Source organism: Ferviditalea candida, assembly GCF_035282765.1.
In the GTDB taxonomy this organism is placed as follows: domain Bacteria; phylum Bacillota; class Bacilli; order Paenibacillales; family KCTC-25726; genus Ferviditalea; species Ferviditalea candida.
On record NZ_JAYJLD010000025.1, the window covers coordinates 22,280 to 42,876 of the forward strand.

Below are 20,597 nucleotides of genomic sequence, written 5' to 3' on the forward strand. Positions count from 1 at the left end.
CCATGCCCTTCTTCCCAGGAATTATGCCTGAGTTTCACTCTGAAATCGGGTGATCTCCTGGAAGCTGTCCGTCAATTGGCGGCCAACCTGCTGATAAATCGGAAGCAGCCGCCGGTACAGAGAATGGTTCGCTGCAATCGGTGCAAAGCGGGTCACTTTCTCCGCACCCCGATGCAGATCCGGCGCAACTGGATCAACGAGCGTTTCTTTGACGCCCATGGCATACATTCCCAAGATTGCCGCACCCCAGCCCGAGCTTTCCACTGTTTCGGGGACGACCACGGGGATCCCCTGCACATCCGCAAGAATTTGGCACCAAAGCGCTGAACGCGCAAAGCCTCCGGAAGCGATGATTTCCTTCGGACGGTCCGAAATGCCCTCCAGCAGGGAAGCAATGGCGGCGATTTGGAAAATGACGCCTTCCATCGCCGAACGAAGCATATGCTTCTTCTCATGCCGCAGAGACAAGCCGAAATACACACCCTTTGCATTCGCATCCCAAATGGGCGCTCTTTCCCCCGTTAAATACGGCAAAAACAGCAGCCCCTCTGAACCGGGGGGAATTTCTTCCGCCAATTTCAGCATTTTTTCGTAGAGTTCGCCGATTTGCGACTTGTGAAGCTCGGCTTTCTCCCTGAACACCTGCTCAGCCAACCACTGCAGAACCAGCCCTCCGTTATTGGAAGGTCCCCCAACCACCCAAAAGTCTTCCGCCAATGCGTAGCAAAACAGCCTGCCCCCGGCATCGAAGGCCGGCTTCCCGACAACCGTGCGCACAGCACCGCTTGTGCCGATTGTGACCGACATCCGCTCCGTGCTCATCACCCCGGAGCCCAGGTTGGCCAAGACTCCGTCAGAGGCCCCGATGATAAAAGGCGTATCGGGATGAATTCCCAAACGCGATGCATATTCCGGCATCAGTCCGGTCAGCCGGTATGTTGTCGGAACCGGTTCGGACAGCTGGTCCTCACGGATTCCCGCCGTCTGCAAAGCCTGCTTGTCCCAACTCAGACTATTTAGGTTGAACAGGCCCGTTGCGCTGGCAATCGAATGATCGACAATATACCGCCCGAACAATCGGAAGCATACATATTCCTTAATGCCAATGAATTTGCCGGCACTAGCAAAAATCCCAGACTGATGCTCCTTCATCCACATCAGCTTCACCAATGGGGACATGGGATGAATCGGTGTACCCGTTGACCTGTATATGGATAATCCAAGCTCCGTACGGTTCAATTTTTCGGCGACTTCACGGCCTCGCTGATCCGCCCAAGTCATGCTGCGGGTTAAGGGACGATGATGCTCATCCATCGCCATCAAGCTGTGCATGGCCGAGCTGAACGCTATACACAACAATTCTTCAGGAGAAATGCCGGAGAGCTTCATCAGCTCTGAGATTCCCGTCAAAACTGCAGCAAAAATCTCCTCCGGATCCTGCTCGGCCGTATCCGGATTTGGCGTATGCAGCGCATATGAAATAGAGCGTGAAGCCAGAATCGTCCCATCCGGATCGAACATCAGCGCTTTCATGTTGGTTGTGCCGATATCAACAGCGATAATTTTCCCCCTCAATGCTGTCCGCTTCCCCTTTCAACCAATCGCGTTTACAGAACTTTCTTCATTCTGACATGGGGCATTCCCGCATCCAAAAAGATTTCTTCCGATACGGGCCGATAGCCGGCTTTTCGGTAAAAGCCCTCGGCCTGCGTCTGCGCGTCCAGGATGGCCTGATGAAAACCAAGCTCCTTGGCCCACTGCTCCAAACCGTCCAATAGCAGTTTGCCCAGTCCCAGTCCCCTATGTTCGCGAAGCACCGCCAAACGCTGAAATTTAACGGTGTCTCCTTCATACGCCCTCCATCTGCCTGCGGCAATGGCGCGGCCTTCCATTCGGATGAGAATATGGTGACAAGCCTCCGGAGACCGGTCAAACTCGTCAACCTCCAGATTTTCGGGAACCTGCTGTTCAACAATGAACACTTCCCTGCGAACCGCCAGGCAGCCCGCCAGCTCCTGCTCCGTGGACACTCTTAGAAGATCGGCCGTTAGTTTCATAAAGTTCCAGCCCCCTTTCTCCATTTTTGTCGCTTTTACTATTGTAAGGGATTTCTTGAGCAAAAAAAACTCGCGATATCCTTTCCGGACAAAAATAAGGGCGTGCTTCATTGAAAATTCAATTAGCACGCCGCTTTCGCTGCAGATGTCTATATCATTTTTACGTTTTGTTACTGAACGCTGGGACCCGCTTGTTGAATGGATTCGGCAACGCCCTTGAATTTCTTGAAATTTTCGGCGAACTGCGCGGCCAGCTGCTTCGCGGTCCGGTCGTAGGCTTCCGGATCGGCCCATGTGTTTTTGGGCTGAAGGATGTCCGACGGTACACCTTCCACCGCTTTCGGAATAGCCAATCCGAAAATCGGATCCGTTTCATATTCCGCATCGTTCAATTGGCCTGCAACCGCTGCAGTTACCATCTTGCGGGTATATCCGAGCTTCATCCGCTTCCCGCTTCCGTAGCCCCCCCCGGTCCAACCGGTATTTACCAGGAACACGCTGACGTCATGCCGATTGATCTTGTCTCCCAGAAGCTCCGCGTAAACCGTTGGAGCCAGCGGCAGGAAAGGTGCTCCGAAACAAGTGGAGAAAGTTGCCTCAGGCTCGACCACGCCTCGTTCCGTACCCGCCAATTTGGAGGTATAGCCGGACAGGAAGTAGTACATGGCCTGTTCTTTCGTCAGCTTGGCAATCGGCGGAAGCACGCCGGTGGCATCAGCCGTCAGAAAGATGATGGTTTGGGGATGTCCAGCCATGCTGGGCTGCAGTGCCCCGGGAATATATTCAAGCGGATATGCCGCTCTCGTATTTTCTGTCAGTTTGTCGCTGTCGTAGTCGGCGATTCGGGTGTCCTCCCGCAGCACCACATTCTCCAGAACAGTGCCGAAACGGATCGCATTCCAGATTTCCGGCTCGCCTTCTTGACTGAGACGAATGCATTTGGCATAGCAGCCGCCTTCAAAGTTGAAGACCCCGCGATCCGACCAACCGTGCTCATCGTCTCCGATCAAAGCGCGTTCCGGATCCGTCGAGAGCGTTGTTTTGCCTGTTCCGGACAGCCCGAAAAACAATGCCACATCCCCATCCTTGCCCACATTGGCGGAGCAGTGCATGGAGAGAACGCCCTGCTTGGGAAGCAAGTAATTCAATACGGAGAAAATCGATTTTTTCATTTCTCCCGCATAGTGAGTTCCGCCAATCAGCACTACACGCTTTTCAAAAGAAACGACAATGAACGTTTCCGAACGGGTTCCGTCAGTTTGCGGATCTGCAGACAAACCGGGAACGCTGATCACCGTAAACTGCGGCGAATGGTGCTTAAGCTCTTCCGCATTGGGACGAATAAACAATTGGCGCACAAACAAATTCTGCCAGGCATACTCATTAACAAACCTGACAGCCAATCGATATTCGGGATCCGCTCCGGCAAAACCGTCAAATACGTAAAGTTCTTCTTGCTTGTTCAAGTAATCCAAAGCTTTCGTGTACAGCCTGTCGAACGCATCCTGCGACATAGGCTGGTTTACGGCTCCCCAATCAACATCTTTATCCACCGACGGTTCCCGTACGATGAATTTGTCTTTGGGAGAACGTCCCGTATATTTTCCGGTTTCTACCCGAAACGCGCCTGTCGAGGTAAGCATGCCTTCTCCCCGCTGTAATCCCAATTCAACAAGCTGGACTGCCGAAAGATTGTGATGAACTTTCTTGGCGGCCAGGATTTCGTGCAACCCGGAGGGAGCCACATGAATATTCACTTTTGCATTCCTTCCTTTCCGATGTCTGTAGAAACAATGATCAGAATAGAATCAATATTACATCATAATAAGGGGATATTTTCTATTTAAGATGAAATATATAATTATATATTACAATATATTTACGCGGAATCAATCTTAATTTAGCAATAAATTCATCTTTTTTTTATATTATTTACAAAAATCGTGATATGAATCCCGCATCAAAATTGAATTTTGTCCCGATCGACTCTGCAGCTGCTACGGATTATCCCGAAAAGGAATGGCCAGCGGTTCCTTTTACACTCGTTTTGATGCAAAACAGTCCGCCGGCATGGGGCTGCTCGCGCAGCTCCGCTTCACTCAGGCCCTTGCGGGCCGTTGTAATATAAAGCTCATCCATGCGGCTTCCGCCAAAAGCGCAGGACGTCACTTTGGAAGCGGGAACGGGAACCTCCTCCAGACATTCTCCCGTCTCGGGATTCCATCTGGAGACCTTCGCCCCATCCCAATGAGCAATCCATAGCATGCCTTCCTCATCGATCGTCATTCCGTCCGGCAATCCCTCCCCTTCCGGAATGCAAATAATCTGCCTTGGCCGGGCCAGGCTTCCCGAATCCAGATCAAAATCGAAAGCGGTTACGGCTCGCGTCGGAGTGTCAATATAATACATAGTCTTATTATTCGAACTCCAGGCGATTCCATTGGAAACGCTTACACTGTCGAGCATTTTGGTTACCGACTTATCGGGTGACAAGCAATAGAAAGCTCCTAAGCCCGGCTGCTCTTCAAGATTCATGGTTCCCGCCCAAAACCGTCCTTTTACGTCGCATTTGCCGTCATTGAAACGGTTGCCCGGTTTGTCCTGTTCGGGATCGGCAATTGGAGTCAGCTGCTTGTTCCGGAAATCGTAGAAATAAAAACCGCGATGCATGGCCAGCACCAGCCCCCCCGACTGCCTGGGAACGACAGCGCTTACGTATTGGCCCACCTGAATGAACTGCGAGGTATCGGATAAAGGGTGGTACATGTGGACTTTTTGTTCGACGATATCCGTCCAGTATAAGGTGTTGGCGTTGGCGTCCCAGCAAGGTCCTTCACCGAGCGTCGCCTTGGCGTCGATCACCAGCTCAAGCTTCTCATACATATCGAATCCCTCTTTCCCTGATTATTTTGCATGGTTCAACAGTTCCCGTATTTATATGGATATTACGATTGGCTAACTATTATATCTTGCATAAATAAGTTTCGGCAGCTTGGCTCCGCAATTTGCATGAGTTAATAATTCAACATGCGTCAACCTTATACCTTCCAATTAAAGTGAGATAACCCTATTTTATAAGAAATCTTGAATTGTAGATAAAAAATGAGAAAACGCCTGACGGCGTCCTTGGATCGTACCCAACCTTTCGAGCGTGATGGGGTCATGGGTATTGGGCTACAGCCGCTGTTGAAGTTGTGTTCCCTGGAATGAAATGTTACGGTAACAACACAACTTCAAAGGCGTAAAAGTTCTGTTATGTGGTATTCATATGCACACCTTTATAATATTCCGGATACATCTCTCCTCCGCATTCCTCACAACTGAATTGTGGAGGCACAGTTGGATCTCCATCATCCATCGCATCGAAATTCTGAACCACATTCAGTCGGTAACGAAACGTCACCGTCCCTCCGTCATACGCTTCGATCCGACTGACCGCTATCGCCGGTCTTCTCATGTAAAGCCCGATATATCCCAACTGTTGTTTCACGTTGTCACCAGCATACTTCTCGCAAACCCTCATCAATGGTGAACACTATGCCGACCGGTATTCGCTTTAATACCTTAGCAAACTTAAACTTTCCGAGACGGAAAAAACTGCTTGTTTCCAAGCAGTCCGTGCACGCTTTTTCCCAATCCTTCCGGGGTTTTCCCTGCATCTCCGATTCAATGGTTGAGCATATCAAACACTTGTTTTCCCACAATCGTCAGTGTCATCATAAGAAAAATCGGCTTGACGAAAGCATTTCCCTTCTTAATGGCCAATCTTGAACCCAAATACGCGCCTGGAATCATCGATAGACCCATCAGCAGCCCGTACTGGAAATTTACCAAGCCGAAAATCAAAAAAGCAGCCAAAGCTGATACATTTGTAACAAAGTTGACCACTTTAGCGTTTCCGGCGGCAGTGACAAAATCATGCCCCATTAAATAAAACGAAAAAATCAAAAAGGACCCTGTTCCCGGTCCGAAAAATCCGTCATAAAAGCCGATAACGGCCAGCAAGAAGGCCATCCCCAATTTAGCGGGGAAAGACAGCGTTCGCGTCCGTTCAGCTTTCTCCGTTTGTTTTTTCTTGAGAACGGTGCGAAGGGTGATCAACACCAGCAGAACGGAAATCACCGGCTTCAAAAATTCCGCGGGAATAGCGGAAACCAATATGGCTCCGGACGCGGAGCCTGCAGCAATCAGAGGAATCGCCCACTTCAGAAATCCAAACTTTACATGACCCGAACGAAAATAATTGATCGAGCTGGTCATCGAGGACATGGTGCTGGCCAACTTGTTGGTTCCCAATACCAGTGCGGGCGGAAGATTGATGAGCAAAAGTGCCGGAATTGAAATCAGACCGCCTCCTCCGGCAATCGCATCCACGAAGCCGGATAAAAATCCAAAAACCATAACGATGATGATTTGTTCCATTGTCCTCATCCAGTTCAGTAGTTATTTATTCATGCCGCTTAAAAACTGCTAATTCCCTAGTAGTTTGACGAAGCGAACTCGACAGACATTTTACCGGCTCACATGCTGCATGATTTCAGAAGCGATCATTAGGACATCGTTCCATCCATTCCATATTTCCAGCGAAACGGAATCGGGTTTGCGTTCACTTCTTCAAGATATTGTTCGATTCGTTGTTTCAACTCTTCCTTGGATTGAACACGAATGTGACGCAGCACTTGTTTTGTCATCTTAGCAAAAAACACCTCGATTATGTTTAACCACGAACCATCGGATCATAGATGCTATCCAGTTTTTTGAGAAAGTCGACAAACTCTTTGCTGCGATGGCGGTCTTCCACCGCACCTATCACTTGACCGGTTACCAGATCAATACCCGCAAGCAAACTGAGTGTGCCGTGACGCTTATACTCAGGATCTCTGGCAATCGTGGGATGCTCGCCCGGTTCGGGCGGCAAATCTTCGGCCGTACTTCCCTATCGCTTGGATTCCCGGTTTCTCATCATACGGCACATAGACATCACATAGAGGTTTAAGCTCTTCGTTTTCCAGAATATATTCAACCTGCTGGGTAACAGTTGCTTCAGGCAAGGATGACCTTCCTTTTCGGCGTTGGCTTGGATGTGTCCGGATAATTGTCGTAGCGTCCACACTTCGCTGGCGTATCCAACATCTTTGGGCTTGTTGACAGGCTAAGGATACGACCCATGCAATGGCCGCAGGAGTCATTTCTGTTGGGCGTCCGGACCGTTGTTCCTCTTCCAGAGCTTCCTTCACACCCTGCACCAGAGCTTTGTCAATGCAGCGTTAGTTTTAGGGACGGTCGCCCCGAGAGCCTTTGCGATCTTAGGAATACTCAAACCATCGGCATAGTGCAGGATCATTCGTGCACGTTCAACACGACGGAATTCTTCTGTTCTGGATTGGCTGATCCGTTGAAGAAATTGACGATCCTCCGATGACAAAACCAAGGATTGTTTTGTGGATTTAAACAATGGAATCACACTCCATTTAAGGTTATTAATTCCATTATGCCACAATAACAGAAATAGTGATAATATTTTTAGAACGTTATACTAGTATTATATTACAATTACGGAAATTGAACAATCTCCTTTGATTAAATAATTCGAAATATCGCGCGCTTTCCACCATCGGCGTACAATCGGAATGATCACCCTGCAGGCCGATTTCGAAGATGAAGTCTTTACTCAGGACACAGGGTTTCACCATAGACCAATCGATTCTCCCCCCCAAAGGAAGGGAATCGTGGCCGTGGCCCATGCTGTCAACTTAATAGCGGGCATGACACATTTTTCCTTGAAGGCGTATGGATCCTTTATCATGGCTTGCGCTCCGGCCATTGTTGGAACCGTTGAGACAAGCGCTGCAAAAACCCTCGAAAAAACTAATTTTTTCCATTTTTTCGTGTCCCTCCTCAAACAAATTTTTTTCTTCCGGATACAACGATAATGGAAAATTCTTAACTGTATCTTACAAAACGATTAAACAGGCGTTATGTTTTACTGTCAATTCTCTTAACCCGGCGGTTGTCGGAGGCATGACAGCCGCAGCCGGAATCGTCTCCGGAATCCTGACGATGACCTGCAGATCCTTCTCCTCCACCGCAAGGTATAGCTCTGCAGAATTTCCAGAAACAGATCCTTCAGATGACAGCGCTCGGGGCACAACGTCTTAGTTCCCGCCTGCAGGCGGGAGAGCTGGAGCAGATCCTCAATCAAGCCGCTCAATCTGCGGGTTTCCAGGCGAATCGTATCAAGATAACGGGCGAATGTTTGCTCGTCCCGGATGGCATTGTCCTGGATCGCCTCCATGAAGGATTGAATCGACGCCATCGGCGTTCTCAGATCGTGCGAAACGTTCTCCACCAGCTCTTTCCTTGATGCTTTCCCCAAAGGTCTTCCAGCGAATTTTGATGATGTGAACTCACTGCCGACACTTGATTTTCACCAAGAAATTCCAAAATATGAATCCGAGCTATTGAGTGGTCACGGATTCAGGTTAATATTTATTAACTCCTTTAAAAAACCACCGGACAAGACCCGCAGCGCCGATTGAATGCGCATGCGTCGCCATACCCAATGGTTTTTCACATGACTCGATATTTGAGGATTCGCGATCAAACGGCAGCTTCCTTGCCAAGCATCGCACTTCGCTTATACGGCTTCACAGCACGGAGCAGCACTGTTCATGAAAGCGGACCCGCAATCCTCTCTCCTCCGCATGGCGGATTGTCTCCGGTAAAGGATAGGCCATGCTTTGCACTCCCACCTCGACCGCCCACTGCTCCATCCGCTGCTTCTCCGGACCTGCCGGTTTCGCGCAGCCCAAGGAAATGGGGATTTCCGGCATCATGATACGGGCCACAGCCAAAATCCGTCCCACCTGGTCTCCCTGAACTGCCGGCAGGCCTGCCATCCCCGTTCCCGGGAGAGGCTGCAGCACCACAATAACCAGCTGAGCCGCCCCTTCTTCCCGAATCATCCGCAAAGCCTCCCATTCCCCGCGGATTTGCCCAAAGTGTAGACCGACGACCACATGCGGAACCGCAGCCAGCCCCTCCTCGCGAAGAATGCGCAGCGCCTCACGGTAGGCCTCCGTCGTGCGTTTCAGGTGATAGACCTCCCGGATGGTATCGTTATCGCCGATAATGTCCAGCAAAATTTGATCCACGCCGGCTTTTTTCAAGCCGCGGGCAACCTCACGGCGAACAATTCCAGTATGTACCAGAACCTTCAAGCCCTTTTTCTTCAATTCCGCAATATCCTCCAGAAAACGTTCCAAAGGGACGGACCCGTCCTCCAAGCATCCCCCGCTGATCAGCACGCCTTCCACACCGGCATCCGACAAAGCGGCGCCGATCTCGGCGAGCTTCTCCGGCGTCCTTGCCGTCAGCATGCCTTCCAGCACCTTGGTCCCGCAGTGCTCGCATTGCAAGGCGCAGGCGCTTCCGGTCACGCTGACGGTGCGGAAAGCTTCCCGCCGATTCTGGTAATGGCCGGTGTCATAATGCTTTTGACTCGGCGCCGCAAACAGTATCTCCGCCGGAAAGTTGCGCTCGGTCAGCCTCCGGGCTTCCGCGACCAGCTCCTCGAGCGGCGTCTCAGCCCATCGCTCCATCATCTGCTGCATGGTCATCCCCCTCCCAATCGCTCCACAGTTGCGCCCGGATGTCTTGAATATCCGCAGGGGTCGGAACAAAGGGAAAATTCCGCATCGGTTCGCTCGGACGCCCGTTGCCGTACGGACGGTTACAGGCCGTTTGACCGTGCTCGTCGGGGCAGCCCGAGGTCACAAAGGGATGACCCGAGTCGATAACGACATCCAGGTCCTCAGGAGCCAATCCATAATCCACGACTTGCCCGGAACGATTGAAGCGGAAATGGTGAATGTTGACGCCCAGCTCATTGATCAAATACCGCCCCAGCTGGCACCGGCGATATTGCCCCAAGGGCGGCTGCGGATGGTCGCCCAGCAGCGTGCTCGGTTCCGGGTTAAAGGAAAACAGATGCGTAACGACGTTCAAATCCTGCGCCCGTTGGCAGGACTCCAGCAGCTCTTTTTCCGTTTCACCCAAGCCGACGACAAGATGAATCCCCACGGTCCCGGGTTCAAACACCTTGGTCGCCTCTTCCGTTACCCACCAGAAATGATCCCAGCGATGCGGACCCTTTACCGGCCGGCCGCGGTGCCGCTCGAAAAGCTCCTCCGTGGCGGCGTCAATGGCGATGTCCACGCGATCGGCTCCCGCGTCCTTGATTTTTTGCAGATCATCCTTGGACTTGATCAGGGAAGCGGTAATCAAACCGGAAATCAAGAGATCGGTCCGCTGCTTAAACTCCTCGATCACCTGCAGGGAATGTCCGAAAGATTTCGGATTGGCCAGCATTCCGACACATAGGCGGCGCATTTGATGCTTGATCGTGTTGTTTCTTTCAATCAGCTCATCGACCTTGACAACAGGCCATTTCACCCGGATAAAGGTCCTCTCGTCGCGGGCGACCCGCCGTTCCCTCGATACCCCGCAATAGGAACAGTTCGCGGAACAGTTTTCCTGGTAGGTCATCAATACGTTCAGGCCGCGAAGAACAATCTCCTCCCGGGCAAATTTCCCTTTCTCCAAACCCAAGGTCATCGCGCCGGCCAAAGAGACCATAACAGAATCCGGACTCTCCGGCATTCCCTTCTGGTGCGGACGTTCTTCCACCAAAGGCACGTCCGTGCTTTTAGACGCATGATCCGTCGTTGCCATAATATCCCCTCCTTGAAAATTCTCTTCCGCTAGAATTATTTCAATTAGGGCTCGTGATGAAATTAGTTCCACTTTTGGCGGTAAAGTATCAAGCGGTTTAATTGATCTTTGCCGCCAATTTAGTGGAAGTTATTTCATCTCGATGCCTTGTTAATTCTTCGAGGACGCTTCAGGATGCCTTTTCTTATTGACTTGTGGAAAATGAATGATTTAACGCTTGTTCAAACACATTTATCCAATCATCTACCTGTACACCGAAATAGCGGTTGCCTTCCGCATAATGGTTCTGAACAAGCTGATACAAGCGGCCCAAGTCAGCGGGGGCCTCCTTCAATACGGCTTCAAGATCCATGACCGCTCTTTCCGGGTATACGAAAAAGTCGCCCGTCAAAAATGCGCGCCGGATTCGCTTGGCTGCCGGATCCACCACCAGGGAAGCCTTGATCATTCCCCCCGGAGCTTTAAAGCTCGCTGAGACCATTTCATGCCCGGAGCGGGGCGGTTTTCGCCGGTCAATCCAATCAGGCTGGCGATAATTTTCCTGAATCTCCTCCCATTCCTTCAGCTCCTCCGCCGTCAAATTCTCCGGCTCCGCCTTGACCTGAAGCACCGTCTCCAAAGCCGATACCATGGCAGCCTTGACTTGCTCCATGGGCGGCGCTTCCCCTAGCAGCTCATGCAGGGTTACCGTCCGCTGGCGAAATGAGGACACTTCCTTATCCGACAGCTTTTGAATCGGCAGGCGAAGCACCTTCAGCATCGTTTCAACATCGAAGTCGACCAGCAGAGTGCCTTGATAAATCAGTGCCTCCCCCCATTCGGTGCCTCCGGTTCCGGAAATTTTGCGGCCGCCCACTTCAACGTCATTCACCGGCCGAAAATTAGCCTGTATGCCGAATTGCGATAATGTCTCGATAACGACTGCGGACAACTGACGATAAATCTGTCCCGGATCTGTCGCAAGGGCCGGATTATCGCGTCCGATGCAAATCTCCCAGCCCAGCTGCCGGGAATCCATATAAATGGCTCCGCCGCCGGTCATCCGCCGATTGTATTCGATTCCCAATTCCTCGCAAACGTCCCGCCGGATTTCCAGATCAATCGCCTGATGATATCCGACCAAAGCGGTGTGCGGGGAAAACTCCATAAAACGGATCGTATCCGGCACCCGGTTTTCCGACCGCGCCCGGATGACTACTGCATCCAAGGCCATTTGGCGCCACGCCTGCAACGGGCCGGGGTCCAAAAGCCGCCATATTTTCGCCATTATTGTCCACCTGCAATGAGAAGCGCCTGATACGCTTCGGACGTTATCAAACGGTTTAGATCCTCTTGTTGATTTGGCTGGATTTGAACCATCCATCCTTGATCGTAAGGAGACTGGTTCAACAAGGGCGGCGCCTCTTCAACCCGTGCGTTAACACTGACAACCACCCCGTCAAAGGGAGCATAAATCTGACCGACCCATTTGCCGGATTCGATGCTGCCGATCGGCTGTCCGGCTTTGATTTCCGTCCCAGCAGCAGGCAGGGAAACATAAAGGATATCTCCGGCCGTATCCTGCGTATAATCAGTAATTCCCATCGTGACTTGCGATCCATCGATAAGGTACCACTGGTGGCGTTGGTCATACATGCGGTCGCCGGGAACTGTCCATTGTGATAAAGGCTGAATCGCCATTTTTATTCACTCCTCTACCGAAATTCAACTTGATCTTGCCAACTCTATCTGGCAACTCGTTCTTTTGCTCCTATCAAATCAAGCAAGGCCTGTTTCAGTCCGTGAGCAAGAGGCGCAGCCTCAAGCTCCTCCTGCGTGCCCTTCAACGGGGCTAAATCACCGTAAGTACCCGGCAATCCCCAAACTCTCAGGAGTCTGCAGCGGTTGACGTCAACCTCAGCCACCAGCCGCGGGAAATGCGGGTCGCGTGAGGCACGCAGATAGATCCCTTCGCGCACCTTGATGGAATAAAGCGCATCCGGCCGCTTGCTGCGGGAGGCTGTCAGCCATTCACGGTTAATCAGCTTTTCGCCTGCTTCACGCAGCGCGTGCTCGAACCGTTCCCGAGGAAATGGCATCGGGACAGCCTGCAACTGTTCAGCAAATACAGACGCCAAATCCCGCATTACCCGCTCCGGCGACCATATCCGATCCGGCAGCAACTCGCATAAGGTCGTAAGATGATTCCGCATACTGTCCGCAAAAGCCAGGCGCATAATGTCATGCGGAGCCGACCGCACCTCGGCCATGGCTTCCACTGAAAAATCGAGCAGCAGATTGCCGACAACTACTACCCGATCCTCCAATTGTCCGCCAGCATTGCCGGAAATTTTACGACCGCCCGCCAAAATATCGGCAGGCAGCCGCAGCTCGGCTGACAGTCCAAGTCGTTTTAAATAGGAAACAACCGGATCTAGAGCATAACGATACCAGCGTTCCGGCGTCCGAGAACCGGTTACTCTTCTCGGATTCACAATAATCTGAAAGAAAACCTGCCGGCGGTCCAAATAAACCAGCGAGCCTCCCACCTTGCGGCGCACCACAGGAAGTCCGCACTCCTCGTTATAGTCCTCCCAGGCTTGATGGCAGCCGAGCGAGACATAGGGTGTTGCCGGCCAGCATAGGACAATCCCCTCTTCATTGAGTTGGGCAAGGCCGTGATACAGAGATTGTGTGGTGATCCAATCCACTTCACCCAATTGATAGATTGGCAGCATCTTATGCCTCCGTAAACCAAGCTTTATCCTGCTATCAGCTATGCAATATTCATTTGTTTGTTCTTCCAGCTGCGCATGGCAAATGCCTCCAAGCTTCGGTGCTATGAGTTTCATGAACATAGCCTGATCAGCGTGCTGCAAATTTCCACCTCTCGAGCCTAAAAGCTTTTTTAGAAAGTGACCGTCACATCCGCGTCAAAGGCATATTCCAGGAAGGCGGCCGCTCCGCCGACATCGCAGCTCTCTCCGATTTGCGCTTTGCCGATTCCCAGTACATCCATGGTCATCTGACAGCCGAGAAACTTCACGCCGGCCTCCTCTGCCATGTCCATCATTTCTCTCACCGACGGCAATCCCGCCTGACTAAGTGCCGCAGCAATCTGCTCCTTGCCCGGTGGCATTTGCAGCGATTCCGGCGAGGTCAAAATCGCCAAGCCCTCAAATGTGAAAAATATCGTGACCTCTGCATCCATTGAAGCCGCCGCCGTTGCAATATTGAGCACCTTGTATGCGGTATCAAGAGTTCCTTGCGAAGCGATAATAGCCACTTTGCGCGCCATACCGAATTCCTCCTTTTAAATTTAATAGCCTCTCGGCATTCGCCGAGGCAGGTGGGACAAGGTTTTTCTTGTTCCATCCAAACTGCTTTCCTCCTACTTTCGTAGGAGGATTTTCGGTCGTACCTTCTACACGAAAACCAGTGATGATCCAAGGCTGTTCCCGAAGACTCCACGCGACTGGCGAAAAGTCGAAGCTGATTTACAAGCGCCGCACCTCCATCGAGCGGTCCAACAAACGGGAGAAGCTCGATTACAAGTTGGAATCCGGCAGGCACCGCTCTACCATGATGTGGTACATGCGTATCTATGGCATTATGATCTGTCAGCGCATTGATGCGTGGCACGTTAGCCAAAAGGAGCAGTGGGATCCACTTCGGTCAACGATTTGCCCTGCTGCCGCCTAATTTTTTAAAAAACTCCTCTTTTTCATCGGGGTGGTCTGCCTATTTTTGAAAATGGGTTTCATTTTCCACTTTTTCCAGTTCAAAAACGTCAGTTTCTAGCTACCGCCCCCTTCAGCAGCACTCGAATTCCGAGAGGCTATTTTATTTAAAATCCTGTAACTCTTCTCAAACAGAATCCTTCTGTTCCATCAAGCGATCCAACCTCTCCGACAGCTGCGGATCTTCACAAAGCAAAACCAGTTCTCCCATCGATACCCCTTTTCGAAACGAACCCTGCAGCGCCAGCTCATTATCCTTGATTCTCCCTTTGGATGACAAGCTGCCAATGTCCGACAGAGGGAGGCTTTCCCGGACCCTGAGGCGCCAGTTCGGCAGTCATGAACAGACGGTACCCCTCAATCGTCTCGTAATACGGCAGGTGATCCATTCGCCCGAAGTTGATGTTGCGCAGCGCATCGTTGATCTCCATCAAAAAATCCAATCGGTCATCGAACCAGGGGGCTATCCTGGACAGGGGGAGCTGCTCCCTTCTTTTCATGCTTGGCGACCTCCGTTTCGCGGCTGGTCATCCGTACGGACAGGATTCGGAATTGGCATTTTCCACCCATCGCTCACACGCTGCGCGACCGCACTGAACAATTCCGCCTCATATAGTCCGAAGCGGCCGACTTGCTGTGACTTGACAGCCAGCACTCCCTGCACCAATCCCGAACGGATGATGGGCAGGGCCACTTCAGAGCGGGTTTGCAAGCCGTCTTTAAGGTTTCCGTGAAAGCGCCGGACATCTTCAACAATTTGCACAACGCGATCGAATGCCGCTGAACCCACAATCCCCTGACCCCAGCCAATGCGCGGCAGCGTCGGCTTGCCTTGAAAGGGTCCCAGCGTCAAGTCGCCTCCGACGCTCTCCGTCACGTACCAGCCGAGCCAGCTGACCTCCGGCAGTGAATGAAATAAAAATGCGCTGACATTGCAAAGATTGGCCAAAAAATCCGTATCCCGATTCCACCATTCATCCACTTGCTTCAGCATTTCCGGCAAGGCGACCTCACTGCCGTGATTCCGTTCCTCAGCCATATCCGTACGCTCCTTAGAATGTCACGAAGATATCCGCTTCGGCAGCCATTTCATTGACGGCGGTGCCTCCGACGACTCCTTCAATTTCTATCAAATCATCCACCGTGCAATCATTCAGATCCAGGCTTGGCGCGCATACATAAAACTTCACGCCGGCTTCGCGGGCCTGCTCAATGAAAAAATCCAGCGTCGCTCCTTCGCCGCCTTCCTTGATCCTGAGCGATTCCGCGACCCCCTTTTTCAAAAGGCTGGTGCCTGTGACCGTAAAGACCATGGAAACATCATAATCCATCAATGCCGCAGTTGTCGCCAAAAAGAAGGGCGATGCCGAACGGTGGGGCGCTTCAACACCCGTGGTTTGCATGTAGACGGCTTTTTTTACATCTTCCGACATATTCTCGTCTCCCTTCACTTTGCTTTCTTAATCCGGTAAAAAAACACGCTGCCCTGTTCCTCTGCAGCCAGCAGTTCATGTCCCGTAGCGCGGGCCCATGCTTTGAAGTCCGCCATGGATCCGGGATCCGTGGACTCCACTTCGATAATCTGCCCGATCTCAATCCCCGTGATCGCTTTTTTGACACGAATGACCGGCAGCGGGCACTTCAAGCCCTTGGTATCCAGTTTAATTACGTTTTCCTCTGTCATTGACCTTTCCCCTTTCTAGGTATTGGTGGAGTTCGCCGCCCGATAGGAGGCCAGCAGATCGTCCAAGCCGACTCCCGGCATCTCTGAGCGTTCCAGCAGCCGTTTGGCTTGCAGAATAAAGTTTTGTTCCGCGACCTCCTGGCCGATGATCCCTTCGGTGAACGCTTGCAGCGACTCCTCCGGATAAACAAAGAAATCTCCCGCTAACAGCACATCGTCAAAGACTCCCCCGCGCTCGCGGTATATCAAACGAATCAACCCTCCCGGGGCCTTATGAACTCCTTCATAGAGACGGACATCCCCGGATATTTTGACGCCGTCAAGCAAAATTCCCTCGGAGCGAAAGACAAAATCCGTTGAAAACAGCTGAGACTCCAGCCGCTTTAAAGCGGTTTGTTCCGCCTCCCTCAATGTTCCGTGCACCACAGGCTCACCCAATATATCGGCAAAACCTTCCACCAGCCATTCGGTAACCTGTTCCCGGTCCGGCAAAGGGCGATCGCCCATTTCCCGTTTGATCGAGGTCATGTATTCCTCTAAACCTGAAACCAGCTTGTCGCGGAATTTCTCCGACGGTACCCGCAGTACCTTGGCCATGGCAGCAATGTTAAAATCCATCATGATGCTTCCTACAAGCACCGTCGCTTCCGCAATGTTCGCCGCGCCGGTGCCGCCGATTTTGCGGGCTCCCACCACCAGATCATTGACCGGCCTGTGCCGGGCGGGAATGCCCATTCTCTGATAGGTCCGGACCGGAGCTTGAAGGTACTTTTCATACAACTGCTCCACATTCACGAATTGCTGCGGAATCACCAGATGCCAAAAGATTTGATCATAATCCAGATATACCGCGCCGCCCCCCGTCATTCGGCGGCCAACCGGGATTCCTTGAGCGAAGCAGTATTCCACATCCACTTCCCGGCTTGTGACTTGATGGTGTCCTACACAGACGTACGGTTCCCGCGGGCTGACAGTAATCAACGTCAGCTCATCGCCCTGCGACATTTCTTGAGCTACGGCATGATATACGGCCTGCGACCGGGGTGCGGAAACGGTTCCAAGATTCAAATAACGCATTGATGCAGCCTCCCTCGTTACTGCATTGACGTCCCATGATGTTCATTCACCGGAAGTTAATGAACATATGACACGCTGAAGCGTTCGATTATTGCAGCTAATGATCCTGCGACTATTGATCCTCTTTTTTACCGCCAGGCGGGAGCATGCAGCTGAAGCCCTCTTCCGTCAATTTGACTTCATACCGTTTTGCCACCTCCGGCCCATTCAAGAGATTTCCTTGGGGCCAATCGGGAAGGGACGGCTGCAAGCGAACGATCCACCCCTCGCCGTAGGGGTCTCGGTTGATCAAATTCGGGTCGGCCGCCGCCAGCGGATTTAATTCCAGCACGGTTCCTTTCAGCGGCGCCGGAAAGGGACCAACCCATTTGCCTGATTCGATGGTGGCTGTGCTCTTGCCCGCCTCAACCGACTTTCCGGTCCGGGCACGCACGTGCAGAATTCGTCCCGCACGGGCTTGGGCAGGATCGGTCATGCCGAGGACAATGCTTTTATCCTCACGCTGACGCGCCCAGACGTCCAATTCGACGTCAAACCATAAATCATCCGGAAATTCAAATTCTCCTACACGAGCCATGGCTACATCGCCTCACAAATCATTGGATAGCGAGATGGATTTCCGCCAAGCACACCCTTGACAATCCTATGCATACGCGGATGAACCCATACTTAGACGTCCTACGCTACGCCGTTTTCATGCCGGCAGGTGATGAAAATGGCGCGCGATGCGTCCTTGAGAAGAATTCACATCTACGAGTTGCATTCAATGCCTTCGGCTTCCAGTTTGCTTCGATATTGGGCAACACCTTCCACGCCGGTTGCAAGAATTGCCTGATCGGCCTGCCAATCGTCAGGCTGCACGCGAATCAGCCAACCCTCGCCATAGGGATCGGAGTTGATCAGACTCGGCTGTTTCTTCAGCTGCTCGTTAATGGCCACTACCTTGCCGGCGACGGGAGTAGGGATGGTTCCCACCCACTTGCCGCTTTCCAAAGTCCCGGCGCTCTTGCCGCGGGCAAGCGTCTTGTCCAGAGACCTGAGGCTCACCACGATAATTTTGCCGGCAAGACTCTGTGCCACGTCCGTCATCCCGACCAGAACGGTTCCGTCATCCTCTGGCTTCGCCCATACATGCTTTTCAATAAAGTAATATAATTCTTCCGGAAGATTGCATCCTTTGCTCATACCATTATCTCCTCTGCTGCGTAATTCTCCAGTCCCATGGCTTTTTCAACCAGGAAAATCAAATCGCTGACTTCCATCTGCCCCTCATATCCCGCCGTTTTCACCGCATCGGAATACATCACCAAATCCTTCGGACAGGCGACGACAAAATGGGTGACGCCATGCAGCTGCTTCGCTTCATGAATCCGGCTTTCCGCCGGTTTGTTGGGGTAAAGCGTATCCCCCATCCAGATGCGGCCTCCGCCGGCTCCACAGCAAAAGCTGTTGTCGCGATTGCGCGGCATCTCAACCAGCGTTGCGCCCACATGTTCGATAAGATTGCGCGGCGGATCAAACACACCGTTGTAACGGCCCAAGTAACAGGGGTCATGATAGGTTGCAGTCACACGCTGCGGCTCGGTCACGACCAAACGCTTTTCTTTGGCCAGCCGGTTCAGCAATTCCGTGTAATGCTCGATCTGGACCTCAAGGCCGTAAGCGGGATACTCATTCTTGATGGTGTTGTAGCTGTGGGGATCGGTCGTAAGAATTTTTTTGAATTTGGCGGACTGAATGGCCTGGATGTTTTTCTCCACCAAAGTTTCATACAATCCTTCCTCTCCCGTACGCCGCACATCGTTCCCCGCATTGCGTTCCGCTTCGTAGAGAATACCGAAGCTGACCCCGGCATGGGTCAAGATTCTCGCAAGCGTTTGCGCCACCCGCTGAGCCCGCGGATCGTAGCTGGCATAGTCGCCGACAAACCATAGATACTCCACTTCCTCCTTGCGCGCATCCTTCACCGGAACACGCGCGTCCTTCACCCATTTCGGACGATTGCGTTCCGACTGTCCGAAGGAGTTGCCCTTGCGCGCAAAGTTCATCAACGTCGAGGACAGATTGTCATCCATCGCGCCCTCATCAATCAGGGTTCGCCGCATTTGGACAATCAAAGGAACGTGTTCGATTCCCACCGGACAGGTTTCCACGCAGGCCCGGCATGTGGTGCAGGACCACAGCACATCCGGCGAGATCAAGCTCGTTCCCCCTGCCGCCATTTCACGCAGGCAAGGCACTTCGGACGGCGCGCCGTTCCCGTCTGCCGCCGAGACAGCGGCCTGTCTCATACCGTGGCGGCCGCCGAGCGCCTCGCGCAAATCGAGAATCAGATCCCGCGGTGAGAGCGGAGCCCCGGAATTGCGGGCAGGGCAGACATCGTGGCAGCGTCCGCATTTGGTGCAGGCATCGACGCTGAGCATTTCCTTCCAGTTCAAATCGATCGCCGAAGGAGTCAGCGGCAAGCCCAGGGAAGTCTCCGTCGCCGGCGCAGGAAGCGCAATTCCCGCCTTCCGGTCACGGACCGCCAGGTTCACCCATGAAGCCGCCATGTGAACGGATTTGGCATATGGGATATAGGCTATGAAGGTCAGCGCCAGAAAAGCGTGAAACCACCACAGACCCAAGTGCCATTCCGCCGCTTGCTGCGCGCTCATGCCCAACCCCTCGAAACCTCTTGCGAGCAGCAGGCCTACCGGCGAATAGATCTCAAACCAAGGATGGTCCATCATGAGCCGGAACACTTCGATGAACAGACCGGTTAAGCCGATCAACAAAAGCTGTCCCAGAAACCACCAGTCCTCGCGGCGATACCTCGATCGATCCTCCGCCTTTCCGTCCACCCGCGCATAGCTCAACCGGAACACGTTGAAAAACGCCCGCCGGAGACCCAGCATGCCGAGTCCAACAATAAACAGAACGGCGGAAATATCCATCACAATGGAAAAGCCGAGAAAGAAATTTCCTTTCCAAAAACGTAATGAGGGTGAAATCAAGCCGAGAATGTCCTGATCGATGGCAATGATCGTTGTTCCCAGAAAGAGAAAGCCAAAAGACCAAAACACAAATCCGTGCGCAATCCCCGTATAGGGGTCGCGACGCCCGATTTTGCGGCTGGAAAGCACTTCCCAAAAGGCTTGCGCCAGCCGTTTCGGCCAATCTTTGTACACAGGCTGATGCCGTCCCGCCATATAACGACGAATGCGAAGTACGACACCGTAAAGAAATACGACAATCGCGATAAAGGCAAGCACATAGAATAACGTAACCAACCAAGTATCTTCAAACCCTTCAAAAACAGGCCGCTTCGCTACGGGTCCCATGCGT

General features: G+C 52.3%; 23 protein-coding genes and 1 pseudogene. All 24 read right to left on the minus strand.

From position 1 onward, the window contains the following. Positions 1 to 21 precede the first annotated feature (21 nt). The 24 genes and pseudogenes from VF724_RS15115 to VF724_RS15230 all read right to left on the minus strand — a co-directional run bounded on the left by VF724_RS15115 (position 22) and on the right by VF724_RS15230 (position 20,593). Positions 22 to 1,575 carry a gluconokinase gene (locus VF724_RS15115; RefSeq protein WP_371755084.1) on the minus strand — a complete coding sequence of 518 codons (1,554 nt, stop codon included), beginning with the start codon at positions 1,573 to 1,575 and terminating at the stop codon, positions 22 to 24. A gap of 32 nt (positions 1,576 to 1,607) precedes the next feature. Next, on the minus strand, positions 1,608 to 2,057 hold the full coding sequence (locus VF724_RS15120; protein WP_371755085.1) for a GNAT family N-acetyltransferase: 450 nt from the start codon (positions 2,055 to 2,057) through the stop codon (positions 1,608 to 1,610). A 170-nt stretch (positions 2,058 to 2,227) separates the two neighbouring features. Next, a complete protein-coding gene (pckA, locus tag VF724_RS15125) occupies positions 2,228 to 3,814 on the minus strand; it encodes a phosphoenolpyruvate carboxykinase (ATP) (RefSeq protein WP_371755086.1) in 1,587 nt (528 codons plus the stop codon). Between the two features lie 247 nt (positions 3,815 to 4,061). Further along, positions 4,062 to 4,940 carry an SMP-30/gluconolactonase/LRE family protein gene (locus VF724_RS15130; RefSeq protein ID WP_371755087.1) on the minus strand — a complete coding sequence of 293 codons (879 nt, stop codon included), beginning with the start codon at positions 4,938 to 4,940 and terminating at the stop codon, positions 4,062 to 4,064. Positions 4,941 to 5,442: 502 nt separating this feature from the next. Beyond that, positions 5,443 to 5,550: pseudogene (locus VF724_RS21560) on the minus strand (transposase); the annotation flags it as partial. A gap of 173 nt (positions 5,551 to 5,723) precedes the next feature. After that, positions 5,724 to 6,479, minus strand: a complete 756-nt coding sequence (locus VF724_RS15140; protein ID WP_371755089.1) for a sulfite exporter TauE/SafE family protein — start codon at positions 6,477 to 6,479, stop codon at positions 5,724 to 5,726. A 128-nt stretch (positions 6,480 to 6,607) separates the two neighbouring features. Further along, positions 6,608 to 6,748 (minus strand): hypothetical protein, encoded by a 141-nt coding sequence (locus VF724_RS15145; protein ID WP_371755090.1) that lies wholly within the window; start codon positions 6,746 to 6,748, stop codon positions 6,608 to 6,610. Positions 6,749 to 6,774: 26 nt separating this feature from the next. Beyond that, a complete protein-coding gene (locus VF724_RS15150) occupies positions 6,775 to 6,975 on the minus strand; it encodes a hypothetical protein (protein WP_371755091.1) in 201 nt (66 codons plus the stop codon). Positions 6,976 to 7,290: 315 nt separating this feature from the next. Continuing rightward, positions 7,291 to 7,521 (minus strand): helix-turn-helix domain-containing protein, encoded by a 231-nt coding sequence (locus VF724_RS15155; RefSeq protein WP_371755092.1) that lies wholly within the window; start codon positions 7,519 to 7,521, stop codon positions 7,291 to 7,293. Positions 7,522 to 8,055: 534 nt separating this feature from the next. Next, positions 8,056 to 8,433: a histidine kinase dimerization/phospho-acceptor domain-containing protein gene (locus tag VF724_RS15160; protein ID WP_371755093.1), complete on the minus strand. Its 378-nt coding sequence runs from the start codon at positions 8,431 to 8,433 to the stop codon at positions 8,056 to 8,058. A 271-nt stretch (positions 8,434 to 8,704) separates the two neighbouring features. Beyond that, the gene (gene lipS1 / locus VF724_RS15165; RefSeq protein ID WP_371755094.1) at positions 8,705 to 9,670 is read right to left on the minus strand and encodes a LipS1 family lipoyl synthase; all 966 of its coding nucleotides are present in this window, start codon (positions 9,668 to 9,670) and stop codon (positions 8,705 to 8,707) included. Beyond that, positions 9,642 to 10,790: a radical SAM protein gene (locus VF724_RS15170; RefSeq protein ID WP_371755095.1), complete on the minus strand. Its 1,149-nt coding sequence runs from the start codon at positions 10,788 to 10,790 to the stop codon at positions 9,642 to 9,644. Before VF724_RS15170 ends, lipS1 begins: the two co-directional genes overlap by 29 nt. Before the next feature lie 184 nt (positions 10,791 to 10,974). Further along, entirely contained in the window at positions 10,975 to 12,057 is a 1,083-nt protein-coding gene (locus VF724_RS15175) for a lipoate--protein ligase family protein (RefSeq protein ID WP_371755096.1), read from the minus strand. Beyond that, positions 12,057 to 12,470: a glycine cleavage system protein GcvH gene (gcvH, locus tag VF724_RS15180; protein WP_371755097.1), complete on the minus strand. Its 414-nt coding sequence runs from the start codon at positions 12,468 to 12,470 to the stop codon at positions 12,057 to 12,059. Before gcvH ends, VF724_RS15175 begins: the two co-directional genes overlap by 1 nt. A gap of 44 nt (positions 12,471 to 12,514) precedes the next feature. Next, positions 12,515 to 13,507 (minus strand): lipoate--protein ligase family protein, encoded by a 993-nt coding sequence (locus VF724_RS15185; RefSeq protein WP_371755098.1) that lies wholly within the window; start codon positions 13,505 to 13,507, stop codon positions 12,515 to 12,517. Between the two features lie 170 nt (positions 13,508 to 13,677). After that, positions 13,678 to 14,067: a DsrE/DsrF/DrsH-like family protein gene (locus tag VF724_RS15190; RefSeq protein WP_371755099.1), complete on the minus strand. Its 390-nt coding sequence runs from the start codon at positions 14,065 to 14,067 to the stop codon at positions 13,678 to 13,680. 693 nt (positions 14,068 to 14,760) lie between these two features. Further along, positions 14,761 to 15,009 (minus strand): hypothetical protein, encoded by a 249-nt coding sequence (locus VF724_RS15195; protein WP_371755100.1) that lies wholly within the window; start codon positions 15,007 to 15,009, stop codon positions 14,761 to 14,763. Continuing rightward, positions 15,006 to 15,548 carry a GAF domain-containing protein gene (locus VF724_RS15200; RefSeq protein ID WP_371755101.1) on the minus strand — a complete coding sequence of 181 codons (543 nt, stop codon included), beginning with the start codon at positions 15,546 to 15,548 and terminating at the stop codon, positions 15,006 to 15,008. Before VF724_RS15200 ends, VF724_RS15195 begins: the two co-directional genes overlap by 4 nt. A gap of 13 nt (positions 15,549 to 15,561) precedes the next feature. Beyond that, positions 15,562 to 15,942 (minus strand): DsrE family protein, encoded by a 381-nt coding sequence (locus VF724_RS15205; RefSeq protein ID WP_371755102.1) that lies wholly within the window; start codon positions 15,940 to 15,942, stop codon positions 15,562 to 15,564. Positions 15,943 to 15,956: 14 nt separating this feature from the next. After that, positions 15,957 to 16,193: a sulfurtransferase TusA family protein gene (locus tag VF724_RS15210; RefSeq protein ID WP_371755103.1), complete on the minus strand. Its 237-nt coding sequence runs from the start codon at positions 16,191 to 16,193 to the stop codon at positions 15,957 to 15,959. A 15-nt stretch (positions 16,194 to 16,208) separates the two neighbouring features. Continuing rightward, positions 16,209 to 17,270: a lipoate--protein ligase family protein gene (locus VF724_RS15215; protein WP_371755104.1), complete on the minus strand. Its 1,062-nt coding sequence runs from the start codon at positions 17,268 to 17,270 to the stop codon at positions 16,209 to 16,211. 112 nt (positions 17,271 to 17,382) lie between these two features. Continuing rightward, positions 17,383 to 17,847: a biotin/lipoyl attachment domain-containing protein gene (locus VF724_RS15220; protein WP_371755105.1), complete on the minus strand. Its 465-nt coding sequence runs from the start codon at positions 17,845 to 17,847 to the stop codon at positions 17,383 to 17,385. A gap of 173 nt (positions 17,848 to 18,020) precedes the next feature. Next, a complete protein-coding gene (locus tag VF724_RS15225) occupies positions 18,021 to 18,455 on the minus strand; it encodes a glycine cleavage system protein H (RefSeq protein ID WP_371755106.1) in 435 nt (144 codons plus the stop codon). After that, positions 18,452 to 20,593 (minus strand): heterodisulfide reductase-related iron-sulfur binding cluster, encoded by a 2,142-nt coding sequence (locus VF724_RS15230; protein ID WP_371755107.1) that lies wholly within the window; start codon positions 20,591 to 20,593, stop codon positions 18,452 to 18,454. Before VF724_RS15230 ends, VF724_RS15225 begins: the two co-directional genes overlap by 4 nt. Positions 20,594 to 20,597 lie beyond the last annotated feature (4 nt).

Excerpts from the sequence above, each read along its gene's own strand:
- gcvH (WP_371755097.1), bottom strand. The coding sequence starts at position 12,470 with ATGGCGATTCAGCCTTTATCACAATGGACAGTTCCCGGCGACCGCATG.
- VF724_RS15185 (WP_371755098.1), bottom strand. The coding sequence starts at position 13,507 with ATGCTGCCAATCTATCAATTGGGTGAAGTGGATTGGATCACCACACAA.
- VF724_RS15140 (WP_371755089.1), bottom strand. The coding sequence starts at position 6,479 with ATGGAACAAATCATCATCGTTATGGTTTTTGGATTTTTATCCGGCTTC.
- VF724_RS15205 (WP_371755102.1), bottom strand. The coding sequence starts at position 15,942 with ATGTCGGAAGATGTAAAAAAAGCCGTCTACATGCAAACCACGGGTGTT.
- VF724_RS15170 (WP_371755095.1), bottom strand. The coding sequence starts at position 10,790 with ATGGCAACGACGGATCATGCGTCTAAAAGCACGGACGTGCCTTTGGTG.
- VF724_RS15220 (WP_371755105.1), bottom strand. The coding sequence starts at position 17,847 with ATGGCTCGTGTAGGAGAATTTGAATTTCCGGATGATTTATGGTTTGAC.
- VF724_RS15230 (WP_371755107.1), bottom strand. The coding sequence starts at position 20,593 with ATGGGACCCGTAGCGAAGCGGCCTGTTTTTGAAGGGTTTGAAGATACT.
- VF724_RS15225 (WP_371755106.1), bottom strand. The coding sequence starts at position 18,455 with ATGAGCAAAGGATGCAATCTTCCGGAAGAATTATATTACTTTATTGAA.
- VF724_RS15175 (WP_371755096.1), bottom strand. The coding sequence starts at position 12,057 with ATGGCGAAAATATGGCGGCTTTTGGACCCCGGCCCGTTGCAGGCGTGG.
- VF724_RS15195 (WP_371755100.1), bottom strand. The coding sequence starts at position 15,009 with ATGAAAAGAAGGGAGCAGCTCCCCCTGTCCAGGATAGCCCCCTGGTTC.
- VF724_RS15210 (WP_371755103.1), bottom strand. The coding sequence starts at position 16,193 with ATGACAGAGGAAAACGTAATTAAACTGGATACCAAGGGCTTGAAGTGC.
- lipS1 (WP_371755094.1), bottom strand. The coding sequence starts at position 9,670 with ATGCAGCAGATGATGGAGCGATGGGCTGAGACGCCGCTCGAGGAGCTG.
- VF724_RS15200 (WP_371755101.1), bottom strand. The coding sequence starts at position 15,548 with ATGGCTGAGGAACGGAATCACGGCAGTGAGGTCGCCTTGCCGGAAATG.
- VF724_RS15190 (WP_371755099.1), bottom strand. The coding sequence starts at position 14,067 with ATGGCGCGCAAAGTGGCTATTATCGCTTCGCAAGGAACTCTTGATACC.
- VF724_RS15215 (WP_371755104.1), bottom strand. The coding sequence starts at position 17,270 with ATGCGTTATTTGAATCTTGGAACCGTTTCCGCACCCCGGTCGCAGGCC.
- VF724_RS15130 (WP_371755087.1), bottom strand. The coding sequence starts at position 4,940 with ATGTATGAGAAGCTTGAGCTGGTGATCGACGCCAAGGCGACGCTCGGT.
- VF724_RS15145 (WP_371755090.1), bottom strand. The coding sequence starts at position 6,748 with ATGACAAAACAAGTGCTGCGTCACATTCGTGTTCAATCCAAGGAAGAG.
- VF724_RS15120 (WP_371755085.1), bottom strand. The coding sequence starts at position 2,057 with ATGAAACTAACGGCCGATCTTCTAAGAGTGTCCACGGAGCAGGAGCTG.